23 protein-coding genes are annotated in these 21967 nt (G+C 55.7%); 18 read left to right on the top strand and 5 right to left on the bottom strand.

Going from position 1 to position 21967, the window contains the following annotated elements; translation table 11 throughout:
- The first annotated feature begins 28 nt into the window (after positions 1–28).
- The 13 genes from hisF to OZX75_RS03020 all read left to right on the top strand — a co-directional run bounded on the left by hisF (position 29) and on the right by OZX75_RS03020 (position 8895).
- Positions 29–817, top strand: coding sequence for an imidazole glycerol phosphate synthase subunit HisF (gene hisF, locus OZX75_RS03080; RefSeq protein WP_277146777.1), 789 nt, complete (start codon positions 29–31; stop codon positions 815–817).
- A gap of 103 nt (positions 818–920) precedes the next feature.
- Entirely contained in the window at positions 921–1343 is a 423-nt protein-coding gene (gene hisI / locus OZX75_RS03075; protein WP_277146775.1) for a phosphoribosyl-AMP cyclohydrolase, read from the top strand.
- Positions 1344–1456: 113 nt separating this feature from the next.
- On the top strand, positions 1457–2413 hold the full coding sequence (lgt, locus tag OZX75_RS03070; RefSeq protein ID WP_277146774.1) for a prolipoprotein diacylglyceryl transferase: 957 nt from the start codon (positions 1457–1459) through the stop codon (positions 2411–2413).
- A 135-nt stretch (positions 2414–2548) separates the two neighbouring features.
- Positions 2549–3214: a ribulose-phosphate 3-epimerase gene (gene rpe / locus OZX75_RS03065; protein ID WP_277146773.1), complete on the top strand. Its 666-nt coding sequence runs from the start codon at positions 2549–2551 to the stop codon at positions 3212–3214.
- 47 nt (positions 3215–3261) lie between these two features.
- Positions 3262–3525, top strand: a complete 264-nt coding sequence (locus OZX75_RS03060; RefSeq protein WP_277146772.1) for a phosphoribosyl-ATP diphosphatase — start codon at positions 3262–3264, stop codon at positions 3523–3525.
- A 64-nt stretch (positions 3526–3589) separates the two neighbouring features.
- Positions 3590–4441, top strand: coding sequence for an ATP phosphoribosyltransferase (gene hisG / locus OZX75_RS03055; protein WP_277146771.1), 852 nt, complete (start codon positions 3590–3592; stop codon positions 4439–4441).
- Between the two features lie 9 nt (positions 4442–4450).
- Positions 4451–5059 (top strand): CDP-alcohol phosphatidyltransferase family protein, encoded by a 609-nt coding sequence (locus OZX75_RS03050; RefSeq protein ID WP_277146770.1) that lies wholly within the window; start codon positions 4451–4453, stop codon positions 5057–5059.
- On the top strand, positions 5059–6036 hold the full coding sequence (locus tag OZX75_RS03045; RefSeq protein ID WP_277147367.1) for a DUF881 domain-containing protein: 978 nt from the start codon (positions 5059–5061) through the stop codon (positions 6034–6036). Before OZX75_RS03050 ends, OZX75_RS03045 begins: the two co-directional genes overlap by 1 nt.
- Positions 6036–6368 carry a small basic family protein gene (locus tag OZX75_RS03040; protein WP_277144945.1) on the top strand — a complete coding sequence of 111 codons (333 nt, stop codon included), beginning with the start codon at positions 6036–6038 and terminating at the stop codon, positions 6366–6368. Before OZX75_RS03045 ends, OZX75_RS03040 begins: the two co-directional genes overlap by 1 nt.
- A 6-nt stretch (positions 6369–6374) precedes the next feature.
- Positions 6375–7187, top strand: coding sequence for a DUF881 domain-containing protein (locus OZX75_RS03035; protein WP_277146769.1), 813 nt, complete (start codon positions 6375–6377; stop codon positions 7185–7187).
- Positions 7188–7191: 4 nt separating this feature from the next.
- A complete protein-coding gene (locus OZX75_RS03030) occupies positions 7192–7632 on the top strand; it encodes an FHA domain-containing protein (protein ID WP_277146768.1) in 441 nt (146 codons plus the stop codon).
- 52 nt (positions 7633–7684) lie between these two features.
- Positions 7685–8362: a MerR family transcriptional regulator gene (locus OZX75_RS03025; protein ID WP_277146767.1), complete on the top strand. Its 678-nt coding sequence runs from the start codon at positions 7685–7687 to the stop codon at positions 8360–8362.
- A 119-nt stretch (positions 8363–8481) separates the two neighbouring features.
- Positions 8482–8895, top strand: a complete 414-nt coding sequence (locus OZX75_RS03020; RefSeq protein ID WP_277146766.1) for a hypothetical protein — start codon at positions 8482–8484, stop codon at positions 8893–8895.
- A gap of 33 nt (positions 8896–8928) precedes the next feature.
- Here OZX75_RS03020 and OZX75_RS03015 read toward each other — a convergent pair whose 3' ends face one another.
- Entirely contained in the window at positions 8929–9918 is a 990-nt protein-coding gene (locus tag OZX75_RS03015; RefSeq protein ID WP_277146765.1) for a LacI family DNA-binding transcriptional regulator, read from the bottom strand.
- Between the two features lie 191 nt (positions 9919–10109).
- On the opposite strand from OZX75_RS03015, the gene OZX75_RS03010 reads away from it, so the two are divergent.
- The 5 genes from OZX75_RS03010 to OZX75_RS02990 all read left to right on the top strand — a co-directional run bounded on the left by OZX75_RS03010 (position 10110) and on the right by OZX75_RS02990 (position 15446).
- Entirely contained in the window at positions 10110–11393 is a 1284-nt protein-coding gene (locus OZX75_RS03010; protein WP_277146764.1) for an enolase C-terminal domain-like protein, read from the top strand.
- Between the two features lie 146 nt (positions 11394–11539).
- Positions 11540–12331, top strand: a complete 792-nt coding sequence (locus OZX75_RS03005) for an SDR family oxidoreductase (protein WP_277146763.1) — start codon at positions 11540–11542, stop codon at positions 12329–12331.
- Between the two features lie 11 nt (positions 12332–12342).
- The gene (locus tag OZX75_RS03000) at positions 12343–13620 is read left to right on the top strand and encodes an MFS transporter (protein ID WP_277146762.1); all 1278 of its coding nucleotides are present in this window, start codon (positions 12343–12345) and stop codon (positions 13618–13620) included.
- 1 nt (position 13621) lies between these two features.
- Entirely contained in the window at positions 13622–14398 is a 777-nt protein-coding gene (locus OZX75_RS02995) for an amidohydrolase family protein (protein WP_277146761.1), read from the top strand.
- A 160-nt stretch (positions 14399–14558) separates the two neighbouring features.
- Positions 14559–15446: a dihydrodipicolinate synthase family protein gene (locus OZX75_RS02990; protein ID WP_277146760.1), complete on the top strand. Its 888-nt coding sequence runs from the start codon at positions 14559–14561 to the stop codon at positions 15444–15446.
- Positions 15447–16096: 650 nt separating this feature from the next.
- Here the strand turns inward: OZX75_RS02990 and OZX75_RS02985 are convergent.
- The 4 genes from OZX75_RS02985 to OZX75_RS02970 form a co-directional block, all read right to left on the bottom strand.
- Positions 16097–16444: an RNA polymerase-binding protein RbpA gene (locus tag OZX75_RS02985; RefSeq protein WP_277146759.1), complete on the bottom strand. Its 348-nt coding sequence runs from the start codon at positions 16442–16444 to the stop codon at positions 16097–16099.
- A gap of 85 nt (positions 16445–16529) precedes the next feature.
- Positions 16530–19199 (bottom strand): DEAD/DEAH box helicase, encoded by a 2670-nt coding sequence (locus OZX75_RS02980; protein WP_277147365.1) that lies wholly within the window; start codon positions 19197–19199, stop codon positions 16530–16532.
- Between the two features lie 182 nt (positions 19200–19381).
- A complete protein-coding gene (locus OZX75_RS02975) occupies positions 19382–19846 on the bottom strand; it encodes a hypothetical protein (RefSeq protein ID WP_277146758.1) in 465 nt (154 codons plus the stop codon).
- 80 nt (positions 19847–19926) lie between these two features.
- Positions 19927–21852 (bottom strand): helix-turn-helix transcriptional regulator, encoded by a 1926-nt coding sequence (locus OZX75_RS02970; protein WP_277146757.1) that lies wholly within the window; start codon positions 21850–21852, stop codon positions 19927–19929.
- Between the last annotated feature and the right edge of the window lie 115 nt (positions 21853–21967).

Below are 21967 nucleotides of genomic sequence, written 5' to 3'. Positions count from 1 at the left end.
GATCTGTTGACGAAATAGGAGTTGCGTTATGTCTTTGGCGGTACGAGTGATTCCGTGTCTTGACGTGGACGACGGACGTGTGGTCAAAGGCGTCCATTTCGAGAATCTGCGTGATGCAGGCGATCCGGTCGAACTCGCCGGACGCTACTACGAGGAAGGAGCCGACGAACTCACCTTCCTCGATGTCACGGCCTCAAGCAGCCATCGACAGACCATGATGGATGTGGTCACCCGTACTGCCGGCCAGATCTTCATCCCATTGACCGTCGGGGGAGGTGTCCGTTCTGTCGGCGACGTCGACGCATTGCTGCGCAGCGGTGCGGACAAGGTCAGCGTCAACACCGCCGCCATCAACAATCCCGAGCTCATCAGTGAAGTGGCGCAGCGTTTCGGCAACCAGGTCTTGGTGCTTTCCGTCGACGCTCGGCGCGAAAAGGGAGAGCAGCACACCAAATCCGGTTTTGAGGTCACCACCATGGGTGGCCGTCACTCCACCGGTATTGATGCCCTGTGGTGGGCGAAACGTGCCCAGGAGCTTGGCGTCGGCGAGATACTGCTCAATTCGATGGATGCCGACGGCACCGGCGACGGTTTCGATATCGAGATGCTCAAAGCCATGCGAAAAGTGGTCAATATCCCTCTGATCGCCAGCGGCGGTGCCGGCAAACTCGAGGATTTTCCGCCTGCGGTAGAGGCCGGTGCCGACGCAGTCCTTGCGGCTTCCGTGTTCCATTACGGCAAGATGACCATCGCCCAAGTCAAAGAGACCATGAAAGAGCATGGCATTACCGTGCGCGAGCCTGTAGTGAGCCGATAAATCATAACGGATCGAATATTGCGTTGCCTATTTTTTTCAGTTTACGGCAAAGCCAGTGATGGCTTGCCTATTGTCCAAGTAGAGAAAATCGGGAAAGAACACCATGAAGAAGAACGATATCACTTACGATAACAGCACAACGCTGGACCCGCGGATTGCGGCACGTCTGAAACGCGACGACAAGGGACTCGTGGCCGCCGTCATCCAGCAGTACGACTCCAAGCAGGTGCTGATGGTCGGCTACATGAACGACGAGGCTTTGCGTCGCACCTTGGCTACCGGCCGGGTCACGTTCTGGTCGAGATCACGTAAGGAATATTGGCGCAAAGGCGACACCTCCGGGCACGTCCAATATGTCAAAGGCCTTTCGCTCGATTGCGACGGCGACGCATTGCTCGTCGAAGTCGACCAGGTTGGGGCGGCCTGCCACACCGGCGCACGCTCCTGTTTCGATGAAGGCGGCCCGATTCCCGTAGTTGTCGGTGAGCGTAAGCCCGAAGACGCCGCCAACGATATCTGTCGCTGAAAAGCAGCGGTTATGGCCACGGGTATGATGGCCGACGGAGACAATATCGGTAAGCAACGCTTTGAGGGGCCATGACACAAGGATTAACATTGAATCTGTTTGCAGGTCGGCATTTGGCATATATTCCATCACCGACCATCTCGAAAATCGTCATCCCGCGAATAACGCTGGGCAACTGGTCGATCGGCCCTATCCCTATTCGTTTCTACGCGTTGTGCATCCTTCTCGGAATCGTGCTGGCGGTATGGATCTGTGAAAAGCGGTGGAAGAAACTCGGCGGCAATTTCGATCAGATTCTCGACATCGCTTTGTGCGCGGTACCGGCCGGCATCATCGGCGCGCGTCTGTACCATGTGGTGACCACTCCGGAACGGTTCTTCGGGCCCAACGGCGACCCGATGGAAATACTGCGCATCTGGAACGGTGGCCTCGGCATTTGGGGCGGGGTGTTGTTCGGCGCACTGGCTGCTTGGGCCTGGTGCAGACATAAGCATTATCCGATGGCCCTGCTCGCAGACGCGGTCGCTCCGGGACTCTTGGTTGCTCAAGCGGTAGGAAGATTGGGCAACTGGTTCAATCAGGAACTTTACGGCGCTCCCACCACCTTGCCGTGGGGCCTGAAACTCAATATGACCGGCTCCGCGATAGGTCACGGCGAACAGTGCTACGACGGCGAGACCTGCCCGACCGGAACCCTGTTCCAGCCTACATTCCTTTACGAAATGATCTGGAACCTCATCGGAGCGGCACTGATCATCTGGATAGGCCATAAGGCCATGGACACTCTCAAAGCCGGAAGCCTGTTCACCGTTTACGTGATGTGGTATACCGCAGGACGCACCTGGATCGAGGCACTGCGCATCGATTTCGCACACGAGATCCTGGGTGTTCGCGTCAATGTCTGGGTTTCGATGGTCGTCTTCGTGCTGGGCGTGGTGGCGTTCATCGTCGTGCAGAGGTTGGGCAGCACCACGATAAGCCTGTCCGAGCGTCTGCGCACCTTGACGGAGGTCGAGCAACGTGCCGAAGCCGATGCCCAACAATCAAAAGAGACGGCGGAAAAGAAGTAGCCAAACATCGAACCGTCAGCATCCCGACATCTTTGCGACATCGGAAAATTCAATGTCTAAAAAAGTGATTAGGATTGCCAAAGGCTTTGTTACGAGCCGTTTTCAAGTCGTTCGCACAGCATAGGATATACAGTTATGACCATTCAAATCGCACCAAGCATTCTTTCAGCGGATTTCTGCAATCTCGAACGCGACCTCAAGGCCATAGACCACGCCGATCTGGTCCACGTCGATGTGATGGACCATCATTTCGTGCCGAACCTCACGCTCGGCGAGCCCATCGTCAAACGTATCTGCGAGGTGACCGATCTGCCGGTCGATGTGCACCTGATGATCGAGGATCCCGATCGCTGGGCTCCCGAATACGCCAAGCTCGGCGCCGCTTCGGTGAGCTTCCATATGGGGGCCGTCCATGCTCCGGTGCGTCTGGCCCGTCAGCTGCACGAGATGGGTTGCAAGGCCTGCTTCGCCGTACGTCCCGCCGAACCGGTCGAACCGATTTTTGACATTCTCGAGGAATTCGACATGATTCTGATCATGACGGTCGAACCCGGATTCGGTGGCCAGAAGTTCCTGCAAAACCAAATGGCAAAAGTCCGTCGCCTGCGTGACGAAATCACCCGTCGCGGCCTGAAAACCCACATCCAGGTCGACGGTGGGGTCAGCCCCAAGACGGCCGACATCGTAGCCAAGGCAGGTGCCGATGTGCTCGTCGCCGGTTCCGCGGTCTATGGGGCCGATGACCGTGCGAAGGCGATCGACGATATTCGTGCCAAGGCACAGGCCGCATATCAGGCCTGATCCTTACGCTTGTTGCAGATGAAGTGCGAAAACAACGGAGAGATAAGATGAAGACATTCGAATCACTGTTCAAAGAGCTGAGTGAAAAGGCGCAGACTCGACCAATCGGTTCCAAAACTGTCGACGAGCTTGACAAAGGCACGCATTTCATCGGCAAGAAGATCAATGAAGAGGCGGGGGAGACCTGGATCGCCGCAGAATACGAAGGCGCCGACCGCACCGCGGAGGAAATGAGCCAGCTCATCTACCACATCCAGGTAATGATGATCAAGCATGGCATCAGCCTGGAAGACCTGTATAAGAACCTTTAGGAATCGACGTCTCTGAGCATCGGAACGCAACGATACAACGAAAAAGCGAAGGAGGAAGAAGAAAATGCTGAGAATAGCCGTCCCCAACAAGGGCATGCTCTCTGAGCCCGCATGGAGTCTCTTGAAAGAAGCCGGATATCAACTGCGTACCCAACCACGCCAATTGGTGGTTGAAGACCATGACAACCAGGTCGAGCTTTTCTATCTCCGTCCTCTGGATATCGCCATTTATGTGGGTCAAGGCGCGATCGATGTCGGCATCACCGGCCGTGATATGCTGCGCAACACCGAAACGGAAGCCAGCGAGGACCTTCCGCTCGGTTTTGGGGCTTCGACGTTCCGTTTTGCGGCCCCGAAGGATTCACCGATCACACAACTCGAGGATGTCGACGGCAAGCGAATCGCCAGCTCGTTCGACAAGCTGGTCGGCGATTATCTTGCGTCCCACGGCCTGCATGCCGATATCACCCATCTTGACGGGGCGGTGGAATCGTCGGTCCAGCTCGGCGTCGCCGATCTCATCGCCGATGTGGTGTCCACCGGTACCACCCTGCACAATGCCGGGTTGCGCATCTTCGGCGATCCGATTCTGCATTCGGAAGCCATTCTCATCCGTTCCCCCCGTATCGCCGATAACGACAAACGCCTGTTGATCTTCAAGCGTCGTCTCGAAGGTGTGCTTACCGCCCGACGATATGTGATGATGGACTATGACGTACCTGTCAGCAAAGTCGCGGCTGCCGTGGCGCTTACACCGGGACTGGAGAGTCCGACCATTTCACCGCTACGTGACCAGCAGTGGTGTGCGGTTCGGGCCATGGTAGAACGCGAGAAGGTGAACCAGACGATGGATCAACTATACGATGTCGGCGCGCGAGCCATCATTGTCACCGCTTTGCAGGCTTCAAGAATCTGAATCAGGCTCATGAAACTTCCAATCAATTCCAACAACCGTTACAGTCCGGACGCGCGTGATATCTATATCACCGTGCCGAACCTCATCAGTGTTCTGCGCATCGTCTCGATACCCGTCATTTCGTGGTTGACTGCACAGCACAAAATGATCGCGGCGCTTGTCGTGCTTGCCATTTCCGCGGCAAGCGATGGTCTGGACGGCATCATCGCCCGGAAATGGAATCAGGTCAGCAAAATAGGCCAGATTCTTGACCCGGTGGCCGATAGACTGCTGATTTTCTGCAGCATTCTGGCACTCGGCTGGGCAGGGATAATACCATGGTGGATGCTTTTCGTGGTAGGCCTGCGTGACCTCATATTGTTGGTATTGATCATCGTCTTGGCACAGCACGACTATGGACCTTTACCCGTTCATTTCGTCGGGAAAGCCGGAACCGCATTATTGATGATTTCCATCACCGCGCTGATTTTCGCGGATCTGTGGAACAATACCTTCACGCAAATCCTCCATCTGGCCGCCTTGGCCGCAGGGATCTGGGGCATCATCCTGTATTGGATGGCCGGTTACATTTACATCCGGCAAGGCGTCACCTTGCTTCGCCACGAAACGGACCAATGATGACCAAGCCGGAACGAGCACCCGCATCCTTTCGTGTGGAAGTCGACGAACAACCGATCAAACGACGTGCGGTCTTCTCGAGCGACGTTCAGAATCTCGGCTCATGGCATGCCGTCAGCGTTGACGCGGCAACTGCCCTTTCCTCACGCCGACGCCGCAAAGTCGATGATGACAGTCTGCGACTCATCGACGATCTGACGAATCGCCCACTCGACCCTCTTTTTTCCGATGCGCGGCTCACACAGCAAAAGCAACGCTCGAAATTCTCTGTCTGGTCCACCCGCATCATCGTCTTCATCATCTGCATCGCCGTGGGCTTTCTCGGCATCGTTTTCGTCCGTCAGCTCAATACCGACCCCCGCAAACAGGTACGTGCAAGCCTTATTTCGGAACTGGAAGCGCAGAATGCCAGCCTTGACAAAGCAACCACAGAAGTCACCGACCTGCATACCAAAGTCGCCAGGCTTTCCGATTCCATGCCGAATGCCGGCCCCGATTCGACGCTTACTCAGGATGAAATGGCAAACGGAGCGCTGGCTGTCAAAGGTCCCGGCATCGTTGTTACACTCGCCGACCCTGTAGCTTCAAGAACCGCCAACGGCAACGGTCCAAGAGAAAACAGTACCAATCACATCCGGGTGGTCACCGATTCGGATCTTCAGAATATCGTCAATCTGCTCTGGAGAGCCGGAGCCGAAGCGATTTCCATCAACGGTTACCGCCTTGGCGTCTCCACTTCGGTGCGAACCGCTGGACAAACAATTCTCATAGGGGTGAATCAGGTAGCCAGTCCCTATAAGATAGAAGCGATAGGAAACCACAAAAACCTGTCGCAGGCAATGAACAACGAATCGCAACCTGACTTGTACCGCACGCTTAACGCCGCGGGTATCAACCCACAGGTGTCAAGATCCTACTCATTGAGGCTGGCGGCGGCGCAAACCGCAAGTGTCGTGCACGCGAAAAGGAGCAAATGATGGCAGCAGTGCTCGGTCTGATCATCGGAGTCATCATCGGCATCTTCGTGAAGCCGGACATCCCCATAGTCCTCCAGCCGTACCTGCCGATCATGGTGGTGGCGGCCCTCGATGCGTTGCTCGGGGCGGCAAGGGCGTATTTCGAACGATCCTTCTCCGACAAAGTGTTCGTCATATCCTTCATCTCCAATGTCCTGACAGCCACACTGCTCGTTCTTCTCGGCAACCAGCTCGGCGTCGGCTCCCAGTTGCAGACCGCTGTCATCGTCGTGCTCGGCATACGAATCTTCTCCAATGTCTCCGCCATCCGTCGCTTCATCTTCAAGGGCTGATGGAACATGGCAGACAAAAGGAAACGCAATATTCTCAGCAGCATGCATATCCAGCATGCGCAGGATCGTGAAAACGATCGTACAGATACCGGCTCTTTTCCTCTGGTTCGTAAAAAGCCGCGAAAAATGGGAGGCGGACTCGTCACCAGGCTGATGACCAGCCTCCTGATCGTGCTTTTGTGTGCCCTGCTCGGCTTCGGCTACGCCATCCAGCTCAACAACAAGACCTCCAGCTACGAGACGATGAGCGAAGAGGAGCTTACCAGACTCATCAGCGAGACCAGCACACAGGTGCAGAACCTTCAGCAACGTAAAACCGAGCTGACCGGCCAGCTCAATTCCTTGAAGGCCGCCGCGAACAAACAACAGGAAGCGCAGCGCATCGCGCGTGAAAACGAAGACACCAGCGGCATCCTTTCCGGGCGCCTGCCAGCCAAGGGCAAAGGCGTCATCATTACGATTTCACAAGGAAGCAAGGAACGCATCGACGCCGCCACGATGTTCCAGCTGCTCGAGGAGCTTCGCAATGCCGGCGTCGAGGTGATGGCATTGGACAACGTGCGCGTGGTGACCTCGACGTATATCACCGATACCAAAAAAAGCCTTGAATGCGACGGGCAGACGTTGAAGACCCCATATACGCTCAAAGCCATCGGGGATCCGCAGAACCTGCAGAACGCGGTCAATATCGCCGGGGGTGTGGGCTCGAGGTTCAAGGTCAAATTCGGCGCCAAGGTCACCGTGACCCCGAGCGAAAGTGTAGATATCAGCGAGACACGCGATGTCGGGCAATATCAGTACGCGAAAACGGTAGAATGAAAACATGACTAATCCGATTCCAAGTGCGGGCGAAACGACCATCATCGGCCTGCCTGCTGTCAATATTCCTGTGACCTCGGCGGGGGACCGTCCGCTGACCCAAGACGACCTGGACACCATCACCAAACTGTCCCCAGGTTCGGCATTGCTGATTTCCACCAGGGGAGCGGTGTCGGGTTCCCGTTATCTTCTCGATGAGGACGAGGTGAGCGTCGGACGCGACCCACATGCGGATATCCTTTTGGACGATTCCACGGTTTCCCGTGCTCATGCCGTTTTCCGTCGCAGCGGTGACACATTCGAGGTTGCCGACGCCGGCAGTCTGAACGGCACCTATGTCAATCGTCAACGTGTCGATCGCGCGATACTGCACAACGGCGATGAGATCATGATAGGCAAATTCCGCCTGGTGTTCTTCTCGCCGTCCGCGGTGGTTGCCCAATAAGCAGGCAAGGCCGCGCGCTGAACAGTGATTGCGAAGAGGAAAGGAGACTGCCATGGACGCCAACGATACAGCGCCATCCATTCAGGGCGTATCGTCTCGTTTTCCTTCTCCGGGCAGGTTTCCCGAAACGGGGCATACCACCTCTGCAGGGTTGGTACAGGGGGAGTTGTTCTCCGAATCCAACGATGAGACGGCCACACGGGGCTATCGAGGAACGGTGGCTTCCAAAGTGGCCGGCATCACGTATCGTCAACTTGATTATTGGGCCCGCAAACAGATTGTAGTGCCTTCCATCACCCAATCGCATGGCTCCGGTTCAAGGAGGCTGTATTCATTCAAGGACGTCCTGATCCTGGCCGTTTCCAAGAAGCTTTTGGATACCGGCGTCAACCTGCAGAACGTCACCGCGGCGATAGGTTTCCTTTCGCGGCATCGCACCTCGCAACTCGAGCATATGACCATCATCTGCGACGGCCAGGATGTCAAGGAATGCGAAAACGGCGACGAAGTGCTGAAACTGATCGATCAGGGCACAGCGGTTTTCGCGGTTTCGGTGGGGAAGTTGTGGCATCAGGTCGAAGAGCAACTCGAGCAGGAAAAATATGTGGATGTCACGCCGGCGGATTCGACGGCTTCATCGTTGCCCGTGTCGCCTGTTGATGACATCGCCGCCGAACGCATGCGTCAAAAACTGGAAACCCAACGTCTCGAACGAGCCGAGCGGCATTGATAACGAACATGTCTGGGCAAATTGCGGATTCATCCATCGTTGTTATGTGTCCGTAACGATTTCTTGACTCAATCAGTAGAATAGTAATGAGTATACGTCGATATAAAGGTTGAAGAGCTATGGCCGCTATACTTCCCGGGTTTCTATGGGTTTTCGCGTTGCTGTGGGCATTGGGGATTTGTGCGATTTGCCTGGTCAACGGGGCACTGCGCAAAAAAGACGACCATCGCAAAGTCGAGACAGTGCAATGGTCGGTCGTCATCATGCAAATCGTCTCGATGTTCCTGTGTTGCGCGCCATACGGCGTCTACAAGCTGTTGCATGCCCAGATCCGAAGCGATATCCGCCATATATACGCCATTGTGGGGATTCCATCAGCCGTTGTGTTGGGCATCTTCTTCGCTTTCGAACTGGTGCTGATGTACCTGCAGGCCAAACAAGCCCAGAGAAGCATCATCGACGAAGTGCTCTCAAAGCGTCATCATGGCCAAAACTCGACGAACTCGACCTCGAAGACAGCAACCGGCCAATAATTCAAGACTTCCATCTTTCCGATTCTTCCTACGCTAATCCGTAAGCTTTCGCACGCTGTCCCTTTTGACGAGAAACATGGGAAGTATCACGTGTTTGTCTACGTCACGGTCGCGTCGTGCATCGATGATCATCTCCACGGCTTTCCGGGCCTCGGTGTGGAATGACTGGTAGATGGTGGTCAATGGCGGTCCCATGACGTCGGCTGGGTAGTCGTCTTCAAAGCCGATGACGGAAAGATCTGATGGGATGCTCAGCCCGCGTTCGTAGGCGGCACGATACACGCTCATGGCCATACGCTCGTTGCTGACGAATATGGCAGTGGGCCGATCGGACAGGTCCAACAATGTGCAGGCCGCACGATACGCGTCACCGGGGGTCAGATCCGTATATTGTTCCAGCGATGAGGTGAATTCCACATCCGTATGGTGAGCAGCGGCAAGAAAACCACCATCAAGTGCAATCGCCGATTGTGAATCCTCCGGTCCGTTGATCAGCCCGATCTTTTTATGCCCCTGTTCGATGAGATATTGAACAACCTGAAAACTGCCGGTCCATCGATCAATGGAAATCCACATGGCATCGTCGTCGACCGGCTTGATGGGGTTGACGACGACATAGGGAATGTTCCTGGAATCCAGCAGTTTCTTCTGTGTTTCCGGAATCTTGGATATCTGATGGATGATGACGCCTGTCGGATTCCGGTCGATGATGCCCCTGAAGCAGCGATCCATATCGAGCCCGGCGTTGAGCTGAGTGATGCTCAATGAATAATCCGCTTGCTGAACCCAATAGGAGACCGAACGAATGAATGAAAGCGTGCAATCGGACTCAATATGGTCCAGAACCAGTTCGATGCTTCGCGAAACTTTCGTACTCGCCAAAGGCTTGAAATAGCCGTTATCTTTCAGAATCTTTTCTACGTGTTTCCGAGTCTTGGCCGAAATTCCCTCTCTGCCGTTGATGACTTTGGAAACAGTAGATGGAGACACGCCTGCTATTTCCGCCAATTCATTGATTTTCATGTTTATTCACTTCTTTTCAATGCCTCAGCAGATTGCAGTCGTAAAGCTGCTGAATTTCTTTAATCGGTAATGAATCAAGTGTAGCAAACATATTGTATTTTAGAAAATTTCTAAATTTAACTTGCAATTTTCTAAATCTTTGCCTATTGTGATTTATGTAACAGATAAACCCAAGGTGAGGAAGCCTGGTCATGAGTAGTATCACCAACATTAAAACATTTGATTTCCGCTTTCCTACGTCCAATACCCTATCCGGTTCGGATGCCATGAATCCCGACCCTGATTATTCTTCGGCGTATGTAGAAGTCCACACCGACGCCGACGACGGCATCAAGGGCACCGGATTCGTGTTCACCATCGGCAGGGGCAATGACGTGGTCTGCCGCGCCATCGAATCCCTTTCCCATACTTTGGTCGGCCGCAACACCGAAGAGCTGCTCGACAATATGCGCTTGGCCTGGGACCTGCTCGTTCATGATTCCCAGCTGCGCTGGTTGGGCCCGGAAAAGGGAGTCGAGCACATGGCCATCGGCGCCGTGCTGAGCGCCTTGTGGGACATCAAGGCCAAGCGCGCCGGCAAGCCGCTGTGGAGGTTGCTGGCCGAGATGGAACCGGAAGAGCTGGTTTCCACACTCGATTTCCGTTACATCACCGATGCCCTGACGCCGCAAGAGGCCATCGACATCCTCAAGGACGGCGAAAAGGGCAAGCAGGAGCGCATCCAGCATCTGCTCGAGGTCGGTTATCCCGGCTATTCCACGGCCGCCGGCTGGCTCGGCTACGCCGATGAGAAGATGGTCGAAATCGCCAAGGAGGAGACCGAGGAAAAGGGCTTCAAGCAGATCAAGCTCAAGGTCGGACACAACGTGGACGACGATATCCGCCGTCTGGCACTTGCCCGCGAGGCGATCGGACCCGATGTCCGGCTTGCGGTCGACGCCAATCAGGTCTGGGATGTTCCGCAGGCGATCGAATGGATCAACAAGTTCCAGGACTTCAAGCTCGCCTGGGTCGAAGAGCCCACGAGCCCGGACGACGTCATCGGCCACGCCACCATCGCCCGTGCCATCAACCCGATTCCGGTGGCCACCGGCGAGCAGATGCAGAACCGCATCATGTTCAAGCAGTATCTGCAGGCCAACGCCTTCGGCATCATGCAGATCGACGCGACCCGTGTGGCGGGCCCGCAGGAGATCGTGCTCGAATACCTGATGGCGAAGAAGTTCAACAAGATCGTCTGCCCGCACGCCGGGGGAGTCGGCCTGTGCGAGGCCGTCTGCCACTTCGCCATGTTCGATTATTGCGCCGTGTCCGGTACGATGGACGGCCGCATGATCGAATATGTCGACAATCAGCACGAATACTTCGTCCATCCGACCCAGATCGAGAACGGCAATTATGTCACGCCGACCGCTCCGGGCAACGGAACCGAAATGACCGTCGAAACGGCGAAGAAGTATCTGTATCGCGGCTGATTTCGCATTCTTGAGTTGAGTGTTGCTCAAGAGAACATTTGTGATTGGCGTTTTCGTCATCGGTGCTGAAACCTCGGAAACGCCAATCGAAAAATAAAACAGAGCCGGCATCCGAACCCGACTCGGAATAGAACAAGGGAGTTATTATGGATTTGCATCTTCAAGGCAAAGTTTTTATGATCACCGGTGGTTTCAAGGGCATCGGCAAGGGCATCACTATGCAGCTCGCACAGGAAGGTGCCACCGTCGTCGTTCTCGATATGGACGAGAAGGAGAAGCCGACGTTCTGCAAGGACGTGGAACAGTACACCAAGAACTACGACACCTATATCATCAATCTGCGTGACACCGACAAGATCGCCCCGATCGTCGACGAGACCTACAAGAAGTATGGCCATATCGACGGCATCGTCAACAACGCCGGCGTCAACGACAACAAGGCGCTCGAAACCACATCCTGGCGCGAATTCGAGGAATCGATACACGGCAACCTCACCCATTACTATGAGATGGTCCATGCCGCCTGCGCTTACCTTAAGGAAAGCCATGGCGCCGTGGTGAACATCACCTCCAAGACCGCCGTCACCGGCCAGGGCAAGACCAGCGCCTACGCCGCCGCCAAGGGTGGCATCCTGGGCCTCACCCGTGAGTGGGCCGCGGCTCTCGTCGGTGATGATGTGCGTGTCAACGCCATCGTCGTCTCCGAATGCTGGACCCCGCTCTACGCCGACTGGATCAAGACCTTCGGCGACAAGGCCCACCAGGATGCCCGCCTGAAGCTCATCACCGACCATATCCCGCTCGAGCACCGCATGACCACACCCGCTGAAATCGGCAACACGGCTGCGTTCCTGCTTTCCGACCGCGCCTCGCACACCACCGGCCAGTGGTGCTTCGTCGACGGCGGCTATGTGCATCTCGATCGCGCCTTGGCCTGAGGAGACCCGACATGTCCGAAAACAATACAGTTCAGACAAAGAGCCCTCAAACCAAAGGCTCCAAGGCGACGATAGCCATCATTCTGGTCACCTCCCTGTTCTTCATCTGGGGGCTCACCATGAATCTGGTCAACGCCTTGGACAGCCCGTTCGGCCATTACATGCAGTTGAGCCACACCAAGCAGTCGTTGTTGCAGGTGGCTTACTACGGCGCCTACTTCATCATGGCCATTCCCGCCAGTATGATCTCCAAGCGCTTCGGTTACAAGGGCGGCGTGATTTCCGGCCTCGTGCTTTTCGCGGTCGGCGCCTTCACGGTCATCCCCGCGACCAACGCGGCCAGCTACGGCCTGTTCCTCTTCGCGATGTTCGTCATCGCTCTGGGCGCTTCGTCGCTGGAAACCAACTGCAACCCGTACATCACCAAGCTGGGCGATGAAAAGGGAGAGTCGTTCAGACTCAACCTGGCCCAGAGCTTCAACGGTGTCGGCAACGTGGTCGGTCCGCTTATCCTCGGTCAGATTCTTTCCAAGACGGTCGATCCCGGCAAGCCCGGATTCGATGTCGCCAAGATGAAGTTCCTCTCCGACACCCGTATGATCTACATCGTCATCGGCATCATCCTGATTCTGGTGCTGCTGGTGTTCGTGTTCTTCAAGCTCCCGACCCCTCCTGGGGACGAGGACGAGGAAGCCGACAATTCGTCCGGCTTCTCCACGCTGATCCATCGGCCTTACTTCGTGCTCGGCGTGCTGGCTGAGTTCATCTTCATCGGTCTGCAGGTAGCGGGCATGGCCATTTTCTCGGCCTACGCCTTGAAGCACTGGGGAGCCGGTATCAGCGCAGGCCTCGCCGCTTCGATGCTGGCACTGCTTTCCGTGTTCTTCACCGCCGGCCGCTTCCTGACCACGCCGCTGATGGCACGTTTCGACGCAGGCAAGATCTTGGGCATCTACATGACGATCAGCGCCGTACTGATGGTCGTCGCGTTCCTCGGTCTCGGCAAGTTCTCGGTGATCTGCTTCATGGTGGCCTATCTGTTCATCTCGATTGGCTATCCGACCATCTTCTCGCTGACCATCAAGGGCATGCACGGCAATGCCGCCAAGACCGGTTCTTCGGCCCTGACGATGAGCATTGTCGGAGCTGCTTTGATCCCGCTGCTGCTGGGCGCCATCCAGGACGCGGTCAGCATCGAGGTTGCGGTGCTGGTCATGGTTCCCGGCTTCCTCTATGTGGCTTGGTACGCCATCTGGGGATCCAAGATCGGTTTGAAGAAGGAGGCCTGAAATGACGGAAGCGAAGCTCAAGGTCATCGACTCGCATTTTCACATGTGGGATCCTGCGGTGCAGAATCTGCCGTGGCTCGATGGCATGAAGATCAACCGCAAATACACCTTCGAGGATCTCAAGGCCGAATATGAACATGTCGGCGTCGACTTCCTGGGCGGCGTGTATGTGGAGGTCGATTGCGTGGACCATGAGCAGGAAGACAGGCTCGTCTACGACAACGGCGACCCGCGCATCCTCGCCAGGATGTTGCGTGCCAGCCTTTCTCCTACGATGCGCGTGCCGCTCAACGCCACGGGCATCCGTGAGCCGCTGCACATCGACAGCGAACCTCGTGGCCGTTGCCTCGAACCCGACTTCATCGGCGGACTCAAGGCTTTGGCCGCCCACGGCATGCCGTTCGAACTGTGCTGCCGAGGTGGCGAGCTGGGGGATATGGCCAAGGCGTTCGGCCAGGTTCCCGAGGTCACGGTGATCATGGATCATCTGGGCAACGTCACGTCCCTCGATTCCGATTCGCGTGAGGCGCTCAAGGCCATGGCTCGGCTGCCTCACAGCTATATCAAGGTTTCGGGAGACAATCCCGTCGACCCGGATATCGTGAAGTACGTCCGCGACGTGTTCGGACCGCGCAAGGTGCTGTTCAGCTCCAATTGGCCGGTCGTCAACGAGCATTCGTCGTTCGCCAAGCATTTTGAGCTCATGCTCAAGATCTTCGGCGAGGACGAGGACTTCTTCATGAACAACGCCCGGAAAGCCTACGGAATCGAATTATAACAGAAAACATTACCATTGAGTAGTAATGGGATCGGCGAACAGGTGTCTGCATGGGAATGCGGCGTCGGTTGCGCGTCATCGCAGCAGACGTATGTATCCTTGTGCTAGACACCTGTTTGTGCGTGTTTGTACGGCATCAAGAAAAAGGAGTCAGATAAATATGAGCAAGGTTTTCGACGGCGTGTACTGCCCGTCAATCACGATAACCAAGGACGACGGAAGCATCGACTATGAGATGTGGGGGAGACACCTCGACCACTTGGCCGAAGCGGGCATCGACGGTATCCTGATTTTCGGAAGCATAGGGGAGTTCTATGCATTCCCGCTGAGCGTCAAGGAAGAGGCAGCCGACTTCGCCATCAAACGCGTCGCAGGCCGCGCGAACGTGCTGATCGGAGTAGGCGGCACAAACCCCGATGAAGTCAAGGAGTTCAGCGCCTATGCCTCGAAGGCCGGCGCCGATGCCGTCGTCGCTGTGTCCCCGTATTATTTCGGACCCTCGAATGCCGCGGCCGAGCGGTATTTCGACCTTGTGTGCGAATCGTCGTCCATCCCCGTGATCCTTTACAACTTCCCGCCGCGGACCGGCACCGATCTTTCTCCGGAACTGGTCGCCGAACTGGCGGCGAAGCACCCCAATATCGTCGGTATCAAGGATACGGTCGACACCATCAGCCATACCCGCAAGATGATCGCGGCCGTGCGGAAGGTGAACCCGGAATTCAGTGTTTTCTCAGGATTCGACGAGTATTACACGCCGAATCGCGTGGCCGGCGGCAACGGCGTCATCTGCGGCCTGACCAACGTGGAACCCGAGCTGTTCGTCAAGATGAACAAGGCCTATCACGATGAGGATTATCCCACCATGCTCGCCTGCGCGAAGAAGATCAACAAGCTTATGGCGATCTACGACGTCGCCGATCTGTTCGTCTCCGCGATCAAGGGCGGCGTCAAGGCCAAGGGACTGCCGATCAGCACCGGCATCCGAGAGCCTGCCGTCCAGCTAACCCAGCAGCAATACGAAACGATCCAAAACCTGCTGAAATAAACAACGGGATTTCATAGGATACGTCTCAATGACAAAACACTATTGAGACGTATCCGGCAACAAAACATTCGCCGTGTGATATGCATACAATAACTTGCATAATCACACGGCGATTTTATGTCAGACTCCTGAAAGAAAAGCAAAATACGGTAGGGGGACGTGCTGCGTTATGTTAGCAAGCTCTGCTTGGTATATAACTGCGAGACGTTGCATCAGATTTCTTCAAAATCAAAAATCCAATGATAGTAGAAGTACACCGCGTTATGTAAGCAAGCGAAGCTTGGTATATAACGTGGAGACCGCGAGCAGTTATGTAAGCAAGCTTGCTTGCAACATAACTGCGAGACGTTATGTCAGATTTCTTTGAAATCTGACATAACGTACATTATCGGATAATCATTAACACCTAGACCCGGTTGGCTTATCCGTTTATCCGGCTACTAAGGCATCACAAGAAAACAGCTCATAGCCAGTTACTGCGTTATCAACCAGCTCGCCGCTGCATCGGTTGAGACAACCAACAGGTTTCTAAAAGCAAATCCAGGATTCGCAATAAAACTGAAAACAAAAAGGTGGCCGTCTTTCTTGTAAAGCCAGCCACCGTTCAATTGATATTTATTTCCGTACGTGATTCAATCCCAGACGAACGATCACTCGTAATCCGGGAACCAACCTTCACGATGCATCTTGAGCCGCTTATCGAGCAATTCCTTCAATTCGTCTTCCGTGCGCCGTTCCATGAGCATGTCCCAGTGGGTTCTAGTCGGCTTCTTGATCTCGTCAACCTCATCCGGATCGGCGTCTTCACGTTTGGCGACTTCGCCGCAACGGCATTCCCATTCGGCAGGAACGTCGGCTCCTTCAGCGAACGGCAGAATCGTACGATGACCTTTCGGACATACATACGCAACATCAGTTCTTGCCGCAAAATCAACATTTTCATCGGATTCGAGTGATTTCGCTCCGATACTCATACCGCGCAAGCTGCGTTCCGCCATACATTCTCCTTGGTGTTTAGTCTATTTCTAAAGTACAGAACAGTTCGGACGAGACGATTATTCCCTCGTCCGTTTCGTTAACCGCTCAGTCGACTCCTGAGTACGCGACGATACCGCGGTTGACGAGCTTGTTGGCCTTTCTCGCGTTCTCCTCCAGATGCGGATTTTCCGCCTCGTAGTAGGCGTTCGCGCTCGAAATCTGCTGAAGGACGTCGGAAAGACGCTTGGCGTTGCGCACGAAATCGCCGCCGGTCAGTTCGGTGCCGTGCAGAATCTGAGCGAGGTCCTCTCCCCTGGCCCAGTCATACATGACGTCGACGAGACCGAAATCAAGCGGTTCCAGCTCGTCCAGATCGGCGTCTTCGCGCATCATCTCGACATCGGCGAAGACATCCCTCAACCGCCGACAGCTGGTCGCCACAGCGCCACCAGGGCCGCCGGGATACCGCCGCGGCTCGTTGTCGCCTCCCCTGCGTGCCTGATAGACCAGCGCAGACAGGGTCGCGGCAAGTTCCGCTGGCTCGAGATCGTCGAGGAAACCGTCGTTGATGGCTTCGGAAAGCACCAGATCGTATTCGCTGTACAGATGGCGAAGCAACTGGCCTCGGATGGTCAGCTGATAATCGCGTACGATTTGAGGAGGCCGAGATTCGGCATTTTGGGACAATACTGCAATGTCGCGATTAGAAGTCGACAAATCCGACACGCCGTCAGTGTTTTCTGAAAACGACTGGTGGGTACCATCTTCCTGCAACCCTGCCACACCGTGCTTTATGCGGGTTTCCTTGAGATAGCCCAGCGAGGAGAGCACGTTGCATATCTGGTCGAACTGACGTGCCACAGAGCCGGTGCGCGATTCGTAGCGTCCGCGCGCGTGCCGCAGTTCCTTGGATTCACGCAGCCAGCGATGCCCCCATTTCAGATGGTTCTGGAAGTCAGGGCAGGACTTGCAGGGGTGTTCGCTTTCCTCGGTTTTCAGTTCGTCGATACGTCTGTCGAGGGCACGGAACGCCTCACTGCGGGCCTTGTCGCTGGCAAACCTTCGACGTTTGAGGTGCCGGCGTTCGTCCTTCTGCAGGTAGGAAAGTTTCTGACGGATGGTCATGAAATCCTTGAAGTCGCCGTGCGAGCAGGTAAATGCCTTCTCATAGCCCTCGACGGCCTTGCTCAGGGTCTGGATACGTGATTCCAGATCTTCGGCGGATTCGTTGGCCTCCCATTGCGCGAACGAGTGATCGAGCGTATCTCGAGCGGTCTCGTAACTGCTGGAATTGAGCAGGTTGACCGCCATGTTAAACGTCGGTTTGAAGCTCGAATGCAGCGGGTAGACGCGTTTGCTGGAAAGCGAGGCGGCGGTAGCCGGTACGAAGTCCCGATGATCGACAATGACCGCGTGGCCGATGGTGTCGATGCCTCGCCTGCCCGCGCGACCCGTAAGCTGGGTATATTCGCCCGGCGTCAACGTCACGTGGTCCACTCCGTTGAATTTCTCGAGTTTTTCGATGACCACGCAACGGGCCGGCATGTTGATGCCCAGAGCCAGCGTTTCGGTGGCGAAGACCATCTTGACCAGCCCTTCTTCGAAAAGCCGTTCGACGATCTGCCGGAAAAGGGCCACCATACCGGCATGGTGAGGTGCGAAGCCCTCTTCTAGAGCGTAGCGGAAACGGGCGAATCCGAGGGCTTTGAGATCTGAATGGTCGAGTTCGCCTTCCACCATCTCGTCGACGATGGCGCGGATACGCATCACTTCGTCTTTGGTGGTCAGTTCCAGCCCCGCACGAAGGCATTGCTCGACGGCTTCGTCGCAGCCGTTGCGGGAGAAGATGAAGTAAATGCCCGGTAGGAGACCCATGAAGTTCAGTTCATCGACCACGGCCCATCGGCGCGGAATATAGCGGCGGACCTGACCGGGGCGACGGCGCTTCTCTGCTCCCCCGCGGTGTCTGTTTCTGCCGCCACGCCGTTCTTCGTGAGCCCTCGAGACGGCTTTTCTGTCGAGCTGGTCGATGCGGTCGACGAGTTTCGCGTTCAGCTTGTCGGTCTGCACACCGTTTTTGCTATGACGGTAAAGGTCGATGAGTTCCGGTTCGTGCTGGTCGTCGCTCTGCACCATGACGTGCTGTTCAAGCGGTACGGGTCGTTTCTCGGAGACCACAAGCTGCGTGGCCCCACGCACGGATTCGATCCATGCGCAGAAGTCCTCGACATTGGAGACGGTGGCGGAAAGCCCGACGATTTTGACGGACTCGGGAAGATGGATGATGACCTCTTCCCACACCGGTCCGCGGAATTTATCGGCGAGATAATGAACTTCGTCAAGGATGACATAGCGCAATGCCCGCAGGGTCTCCGAATTCTCATAGAGCATGTTGCGCAGCACCTCGGTGGTCATCACTACGATGTTGGCTTCAGAATTGATGGACGTATCGCCGGTCAGCAGGCCTACGTTCTTGGCACCATATACATCCACCAGGTCGTGGTATTTCTGGTTGCTCAGTGCCTTGATGGGCGTGGTATAGAACGCTTTGACGTTCTTTTGCTGTGCCAGGTGCATGGCGAAATCCGCGACAATCGTCTTGCCTGCGCCCGTCGGTGCCGCAACCAGGACATTTTTGCCGGCCTCGAGCGCCTCATCGGCTTCGATCTGGAAAGGGTCGAGCTCGAACGGAAGACTTCTGGCGAATCGTGCGGCCTCCGAGCGTTCATAAGCACTGTGTTTTTTGAACGCGGCATAACGTTGCGATGGCGACATCGGCACTTCCTCGGATGAAGCCGTATCAACCGGTGAAGTGAAATCCTCGTGATCCGGATCGAGGCGTTTTTTGTGGCGATAATGGTGTGAATGACTCATAAGAATGAAACTGTCGATTCATTGAAGACGGATATGCTTTTGCCTGTCGAAGAGGAACACACAAAGGGTAGCAAAAGCGTCATTTAATTGGACCTCGAGATTTTTTGACCGGTATCTATCGGAAGCCCCTCGCTCGCAGTTGCCCCGGCATTCTCCACGATTGCGCTGAAAGTCTGGTCTGTCGACTGTGGAATCGTCTGATTGCTTACCGGCGTCGGATTAGCGGTGAACGGAACGCGGTTATGCTTCCATACGCTCCAACGCTCGGCATGACGATTATGTCTGGTGATCCGCCTGCGTTCGACTTCGGTCTGGGCGAGGCTGTAGCGGTGTGCGGCTGTGGAAAGAGGTTGCGTGAACAACGGCTTTTCCCTGGCTGCGTTTCCCGGTTCCGTTTGCTGCATCGCATTGAGATAGTTCTGAATTTCCTTGCCGGTACCGGCAACGCTATGGGCCGCACGAACAGCGTGAATACCGGCATAGACCAAGCCGACGGCAAGGGCCGCAAGCATGACTACGGCGACGATAATCCAACCCCACCAAGGCATGTGATTCCCCTTTCCGGTTCGGCTCGTTACGGTTTATAGGTCTATCTTAGCAAATCAAGGTTCCGGATTGTCGCGCAAGCCTACTTATCCTGCTGGATGTTGTTTTCAAGAGTCAATTCACGATGGGCCCGGGCGACGATCATCGTCAACAGCGGCTCCGGCGCGACGGCGATGATATGGCGGGCGTGCGCGATGGCGAAAGCGACGAACCACGAATCCGAGGAAACTGTGAGATGGACTTTCTCCCCTTCGCCGCACGGTTCGACAGTGGCTCCGGGCAGTGTTTTGATGAACGGCAGATCCGGTTTATCGGTGATGAACACGGTCGAGGTGCCGTTGTCGAAGCTCCACTTGCGCAGTTCGGCGACTGGGACGTCGGGAATATCAAGTTGGCTTGTCGGCTCGACAAGGTCCGCCTTCTCGATGCGAGAAAGGCGCAATACCTGCCAAATACGTGGCTGGCCGGTGGCCTTGTTGATGGTCGTGTCTTTGGAGACGAACTTCTTCTCGTCTTTGGGCGCGGCCTTGGCCACGTCGGTCCAAACGGCGACATAATAGACGCCTTCATCCACGAAGATCTTGGAGGGCGCGACGAGCTTGCGGCGGGTACGGCCGGTACCGTCGGTGTATTCCATATCCAACAGCGAATCGGTGGAAATCGCACGCTTGACCACGCTGAAACTGCGAGGCTCGACTTCATAGCCGGTCAGCGAAAGCCAGGGCGTCTCCCCCGGCTTGACATGCTGGCGAAGACGGACATACAACGATTCCGCCTGTTCGCGCTGGGCAGTGGGAAGCAAGGAGGAGTGCGCGAGGTAGCTGACGGAGGCCGTCAGCATGCTCAGATACTGTTGCGAAATACCGGCCAGACGCTCAAGGCCGAGCGAATTGGTGGCCGAGACGATGCCGTCGGCGTCCAGCAGCGACCAATCGATATCGAAGAACTGGCTGCCTGCCATCTCGCCGTCATCGGAAACAGTGGTAAGCGTGTTGATGTCTTTGCGGATGACGGCAACACCCTTTTTCTTCTCGTCCTCTGTTTTCGGCTCTCCGATGAAACGTGCCGCAAGCTCCTCCAGGGAATATTCCTCACCCAAATGCGCAGAGAGGAACAGCATCAGGCGCAGCCGGCGATCCACCTCGCTGCCGGTCTGGAAGGAGGAATTGCGCTTCGAGTGCGATTTTCCGTTTTCAGGGTCGACATCACTGTTCGCCGTGGTCTTGCTGATGGACGGAGTGACGATGGTCTCTCCCATCTCGCCCTGGCTTTCGTCGGCCAACGTGAAATTGACCGCGGCATTGAGCCTGCGGTTCCAGGCATCCACCGCTTCCTGAGGGGAAACGACCGAAGAGCCCGGGTGCTCAAGCATGAACATGGCCAGATCGTCGGAATCCGTGTAGGCGACGTTCATATGCCCGCCGTCCACATCGATGGTCGCGGCGAAACGCCGTTGATCGACGACCTTCATCAGATTGTCTGGAATCGGCTGCGTGCCAAGCCCTGGGGCGATCGAGTCAAGCCCGAGTCCCGGAGTCGGGGTCTGCGGCACACGCGGTGCGGTACGTGAAGTGTGCTGTTGCTCCTCGTGTTTCGCCGACGACGAAGAAATCGACATCGAACGCGCCAGATAGTTCGCGGCGGCAAGCACTGGCAGATCTTCCTGCTTGAAACGCAGACGTACCCTTGGCTCATCGCCCAATTGCAGACGATAGGATGCGAAATCCTGCCCTTCGGATTTCGATGAGTATTCGGGTTGGCGGGACTCGATGGCGATGCCCATGGCCGCCAACTTGGCACGATCGCGCTGGAATTGCTTGGCGAACGCGGCCTTCGCAGCCTGATCGGCCAGCTCTCCATACGAATCGGCATAGGCCTTGACGCGTTGTGCTATCTGCCTTGAAGTCAACCATTGTGGGAACGCAGATGATAGAACGGCGAGCACATCCAGTTCGTGCTTGCCCCACTTGTCGGAAAAACGTCGCCTTCCGTTGCTTCCTTCTGCCATTAGTCCTCACGTATCGTTAATGTTCAAGTACAAGTGTGCGACTTGTGACGCACGCCCTTATCTATATTAGATGCTTTTTCCGGTAAATCGCGTAATTTCGCAAATTTAATTCTTT

Origin of the sequence: Bifidobacterium sp. ESL0800 (assembly GCF_029395355.1) — a bacterium.
Lineage (GTDB): Bacteria > Actinomycetota > Actinomycetes > Actinomycetales > Bifidobacteriaceae > Bifidobacterium.
Note: the sequence above shows the minus strand (reverse complement) of the source record. Positions and strands in the feature narration are given on the sequence as shown.

Coding starts and splice junctions, on each gene's coding strand:
- OZX75_RS03045 (WP_277147367.1), top strand. CDS start 5,059: ATGACCAAGCCGGAACGAGCACCCGCATCCTTTCGTGTGGAAGTCGAC.
- OZX75_RS03035 (WP_277146769.1), top strand. CDS start 6,375: ATGGCAGACAAAAGGAAACGCAATATTCTCAGCAGCATGCATATCCAG.
- hisF (WP_277146777.1), top strand. CDS start 29: ATGTCTTTGGCGGTACGAGTGATTCCGTGTCTTGACGTGGACGACGGA.
- OZX75_RS03050 (WP_277146770.1), top strand. CDS start 4,451: ATGAAACTTCCAATCAATTCCAACAACCGTTACAGTCCGGACGCGCGT.
- OZX75_RS02980 (WP_277147365.1), bottom strand. CDS start 19,199: ATGTCGCCATCGCAACGTTATGCCGCGTTCAAAAAACACAGTGCTTAT.
- OZX75_RS03040 (WP_277144945.1), top strand. CDS start 6,036: ATGGCAGCAGTGCTCGGTCTGATCATCGGAGTCATCATCGGCATCTTC.
- OZX75_RS02985 (WP_277146759.1), bottom strand. CDS start 16,444: ATGGCGGAACGCAGCTTGCGCGGTATGAGTATCGGAGCGAAATCACTC.
- OZX75_RS03000 (WP_277146762.1), top strand. CDS start 12,343: ATGTCCGAAAACAATACAGTTCAGACAAAGAGCCCTCAAACCAAAGGC.
- hisI (WP_277146775.1), top strand. CDS start 921: ATGAAGAAGAACGATATCACTTACGATAACAGCACAACGCTGGACCCG.
- OZX75_RS03010 (WP_277146764.1), top strand. CDS start 10,110: ATGAGTAGTATCACCAACATTAAAACATTTGATTTCCGCTTTCCTACG.
- OZX75_RS03030 (WP_277146768.1), top strand. CDS start 7,192: ATGACTAATCCGATTCCAAGTGCGGGCGAAACGACCATCATCGGCCTG.
- OZX75_RS02990 (WP_277146760.1), top strand. CDS start 14,559: ATGAGCAAGGTTTTCGACGGCGTGTACTGCCCGTCAATCACGATAACC.
- OZX75_RS03020 (WP_277146766.1), top strand. CDS start 8,482: ATGGCCGCTATACTTCCCGGGTTTCTATGGGTTTTCGCGTTGCTGTGG.
- OZX75_RS03015 (WP_277146765.1), bottom strand. CDS start 9,918: ATGAAAATCAATGAATTGGCGGAAATAGCAGGCGTGTCTCCATCTACT.
- OZX75_RS02970 (WP_277146757.1), bottom strand. CDS start 21,852: ATGGCAGAAGGAAGCAACGGAAGGCGACGTTTTTCCGACAAGTGGGGC.
- OZX75_RS03005 (WP_277146763.1), top strand. CDS start 11,540: ATGGATTTGCATCTTCAAGGCAAAGTTTTTATGATCACCGGTGGTTTC.
- OZX75_RS02975 (WP_277146758.1), bottom strand. CDS start 19,846: ATGCCTTGGTGGGGTTGGATTATCGTCGCCGTAGTCATGCTTGCGGCC.
- rpe (WP_277146773.1), top strand. CDS start 2,549: ATGACCATTCAAATCGCACCAAGCATTCTTTCAGCGGATTTCTGCAAT.
- hisG (WP_277146771.1), top strand. CDS start 3,590: ATGCTGAGAATAGCCGTCCCCAACAAGGGCATGCTCTCTGAGCCCGCA.
- OZX75_RS03060 (WP_277146772.1), top strand. CDS start 3,262: ATGAAGACATTCGAATCACTGTTCAAAGAGCTGAGTGAAAAGGCGCAG.
- OZX75_RS02995 (WP_277146761.1), top strand. CDS start 13,622: ATGACGGAAGCGAAGCTCAAGGTCATCGACTCGCATTTTCACATGTGG.
- OZX75_RS03025 (WP_277146767.1), top strand. CDS start 7,685: ATGGACGCCAACGATACAGCGCCATCCATTCAGGGCGTATCGTCTCGT.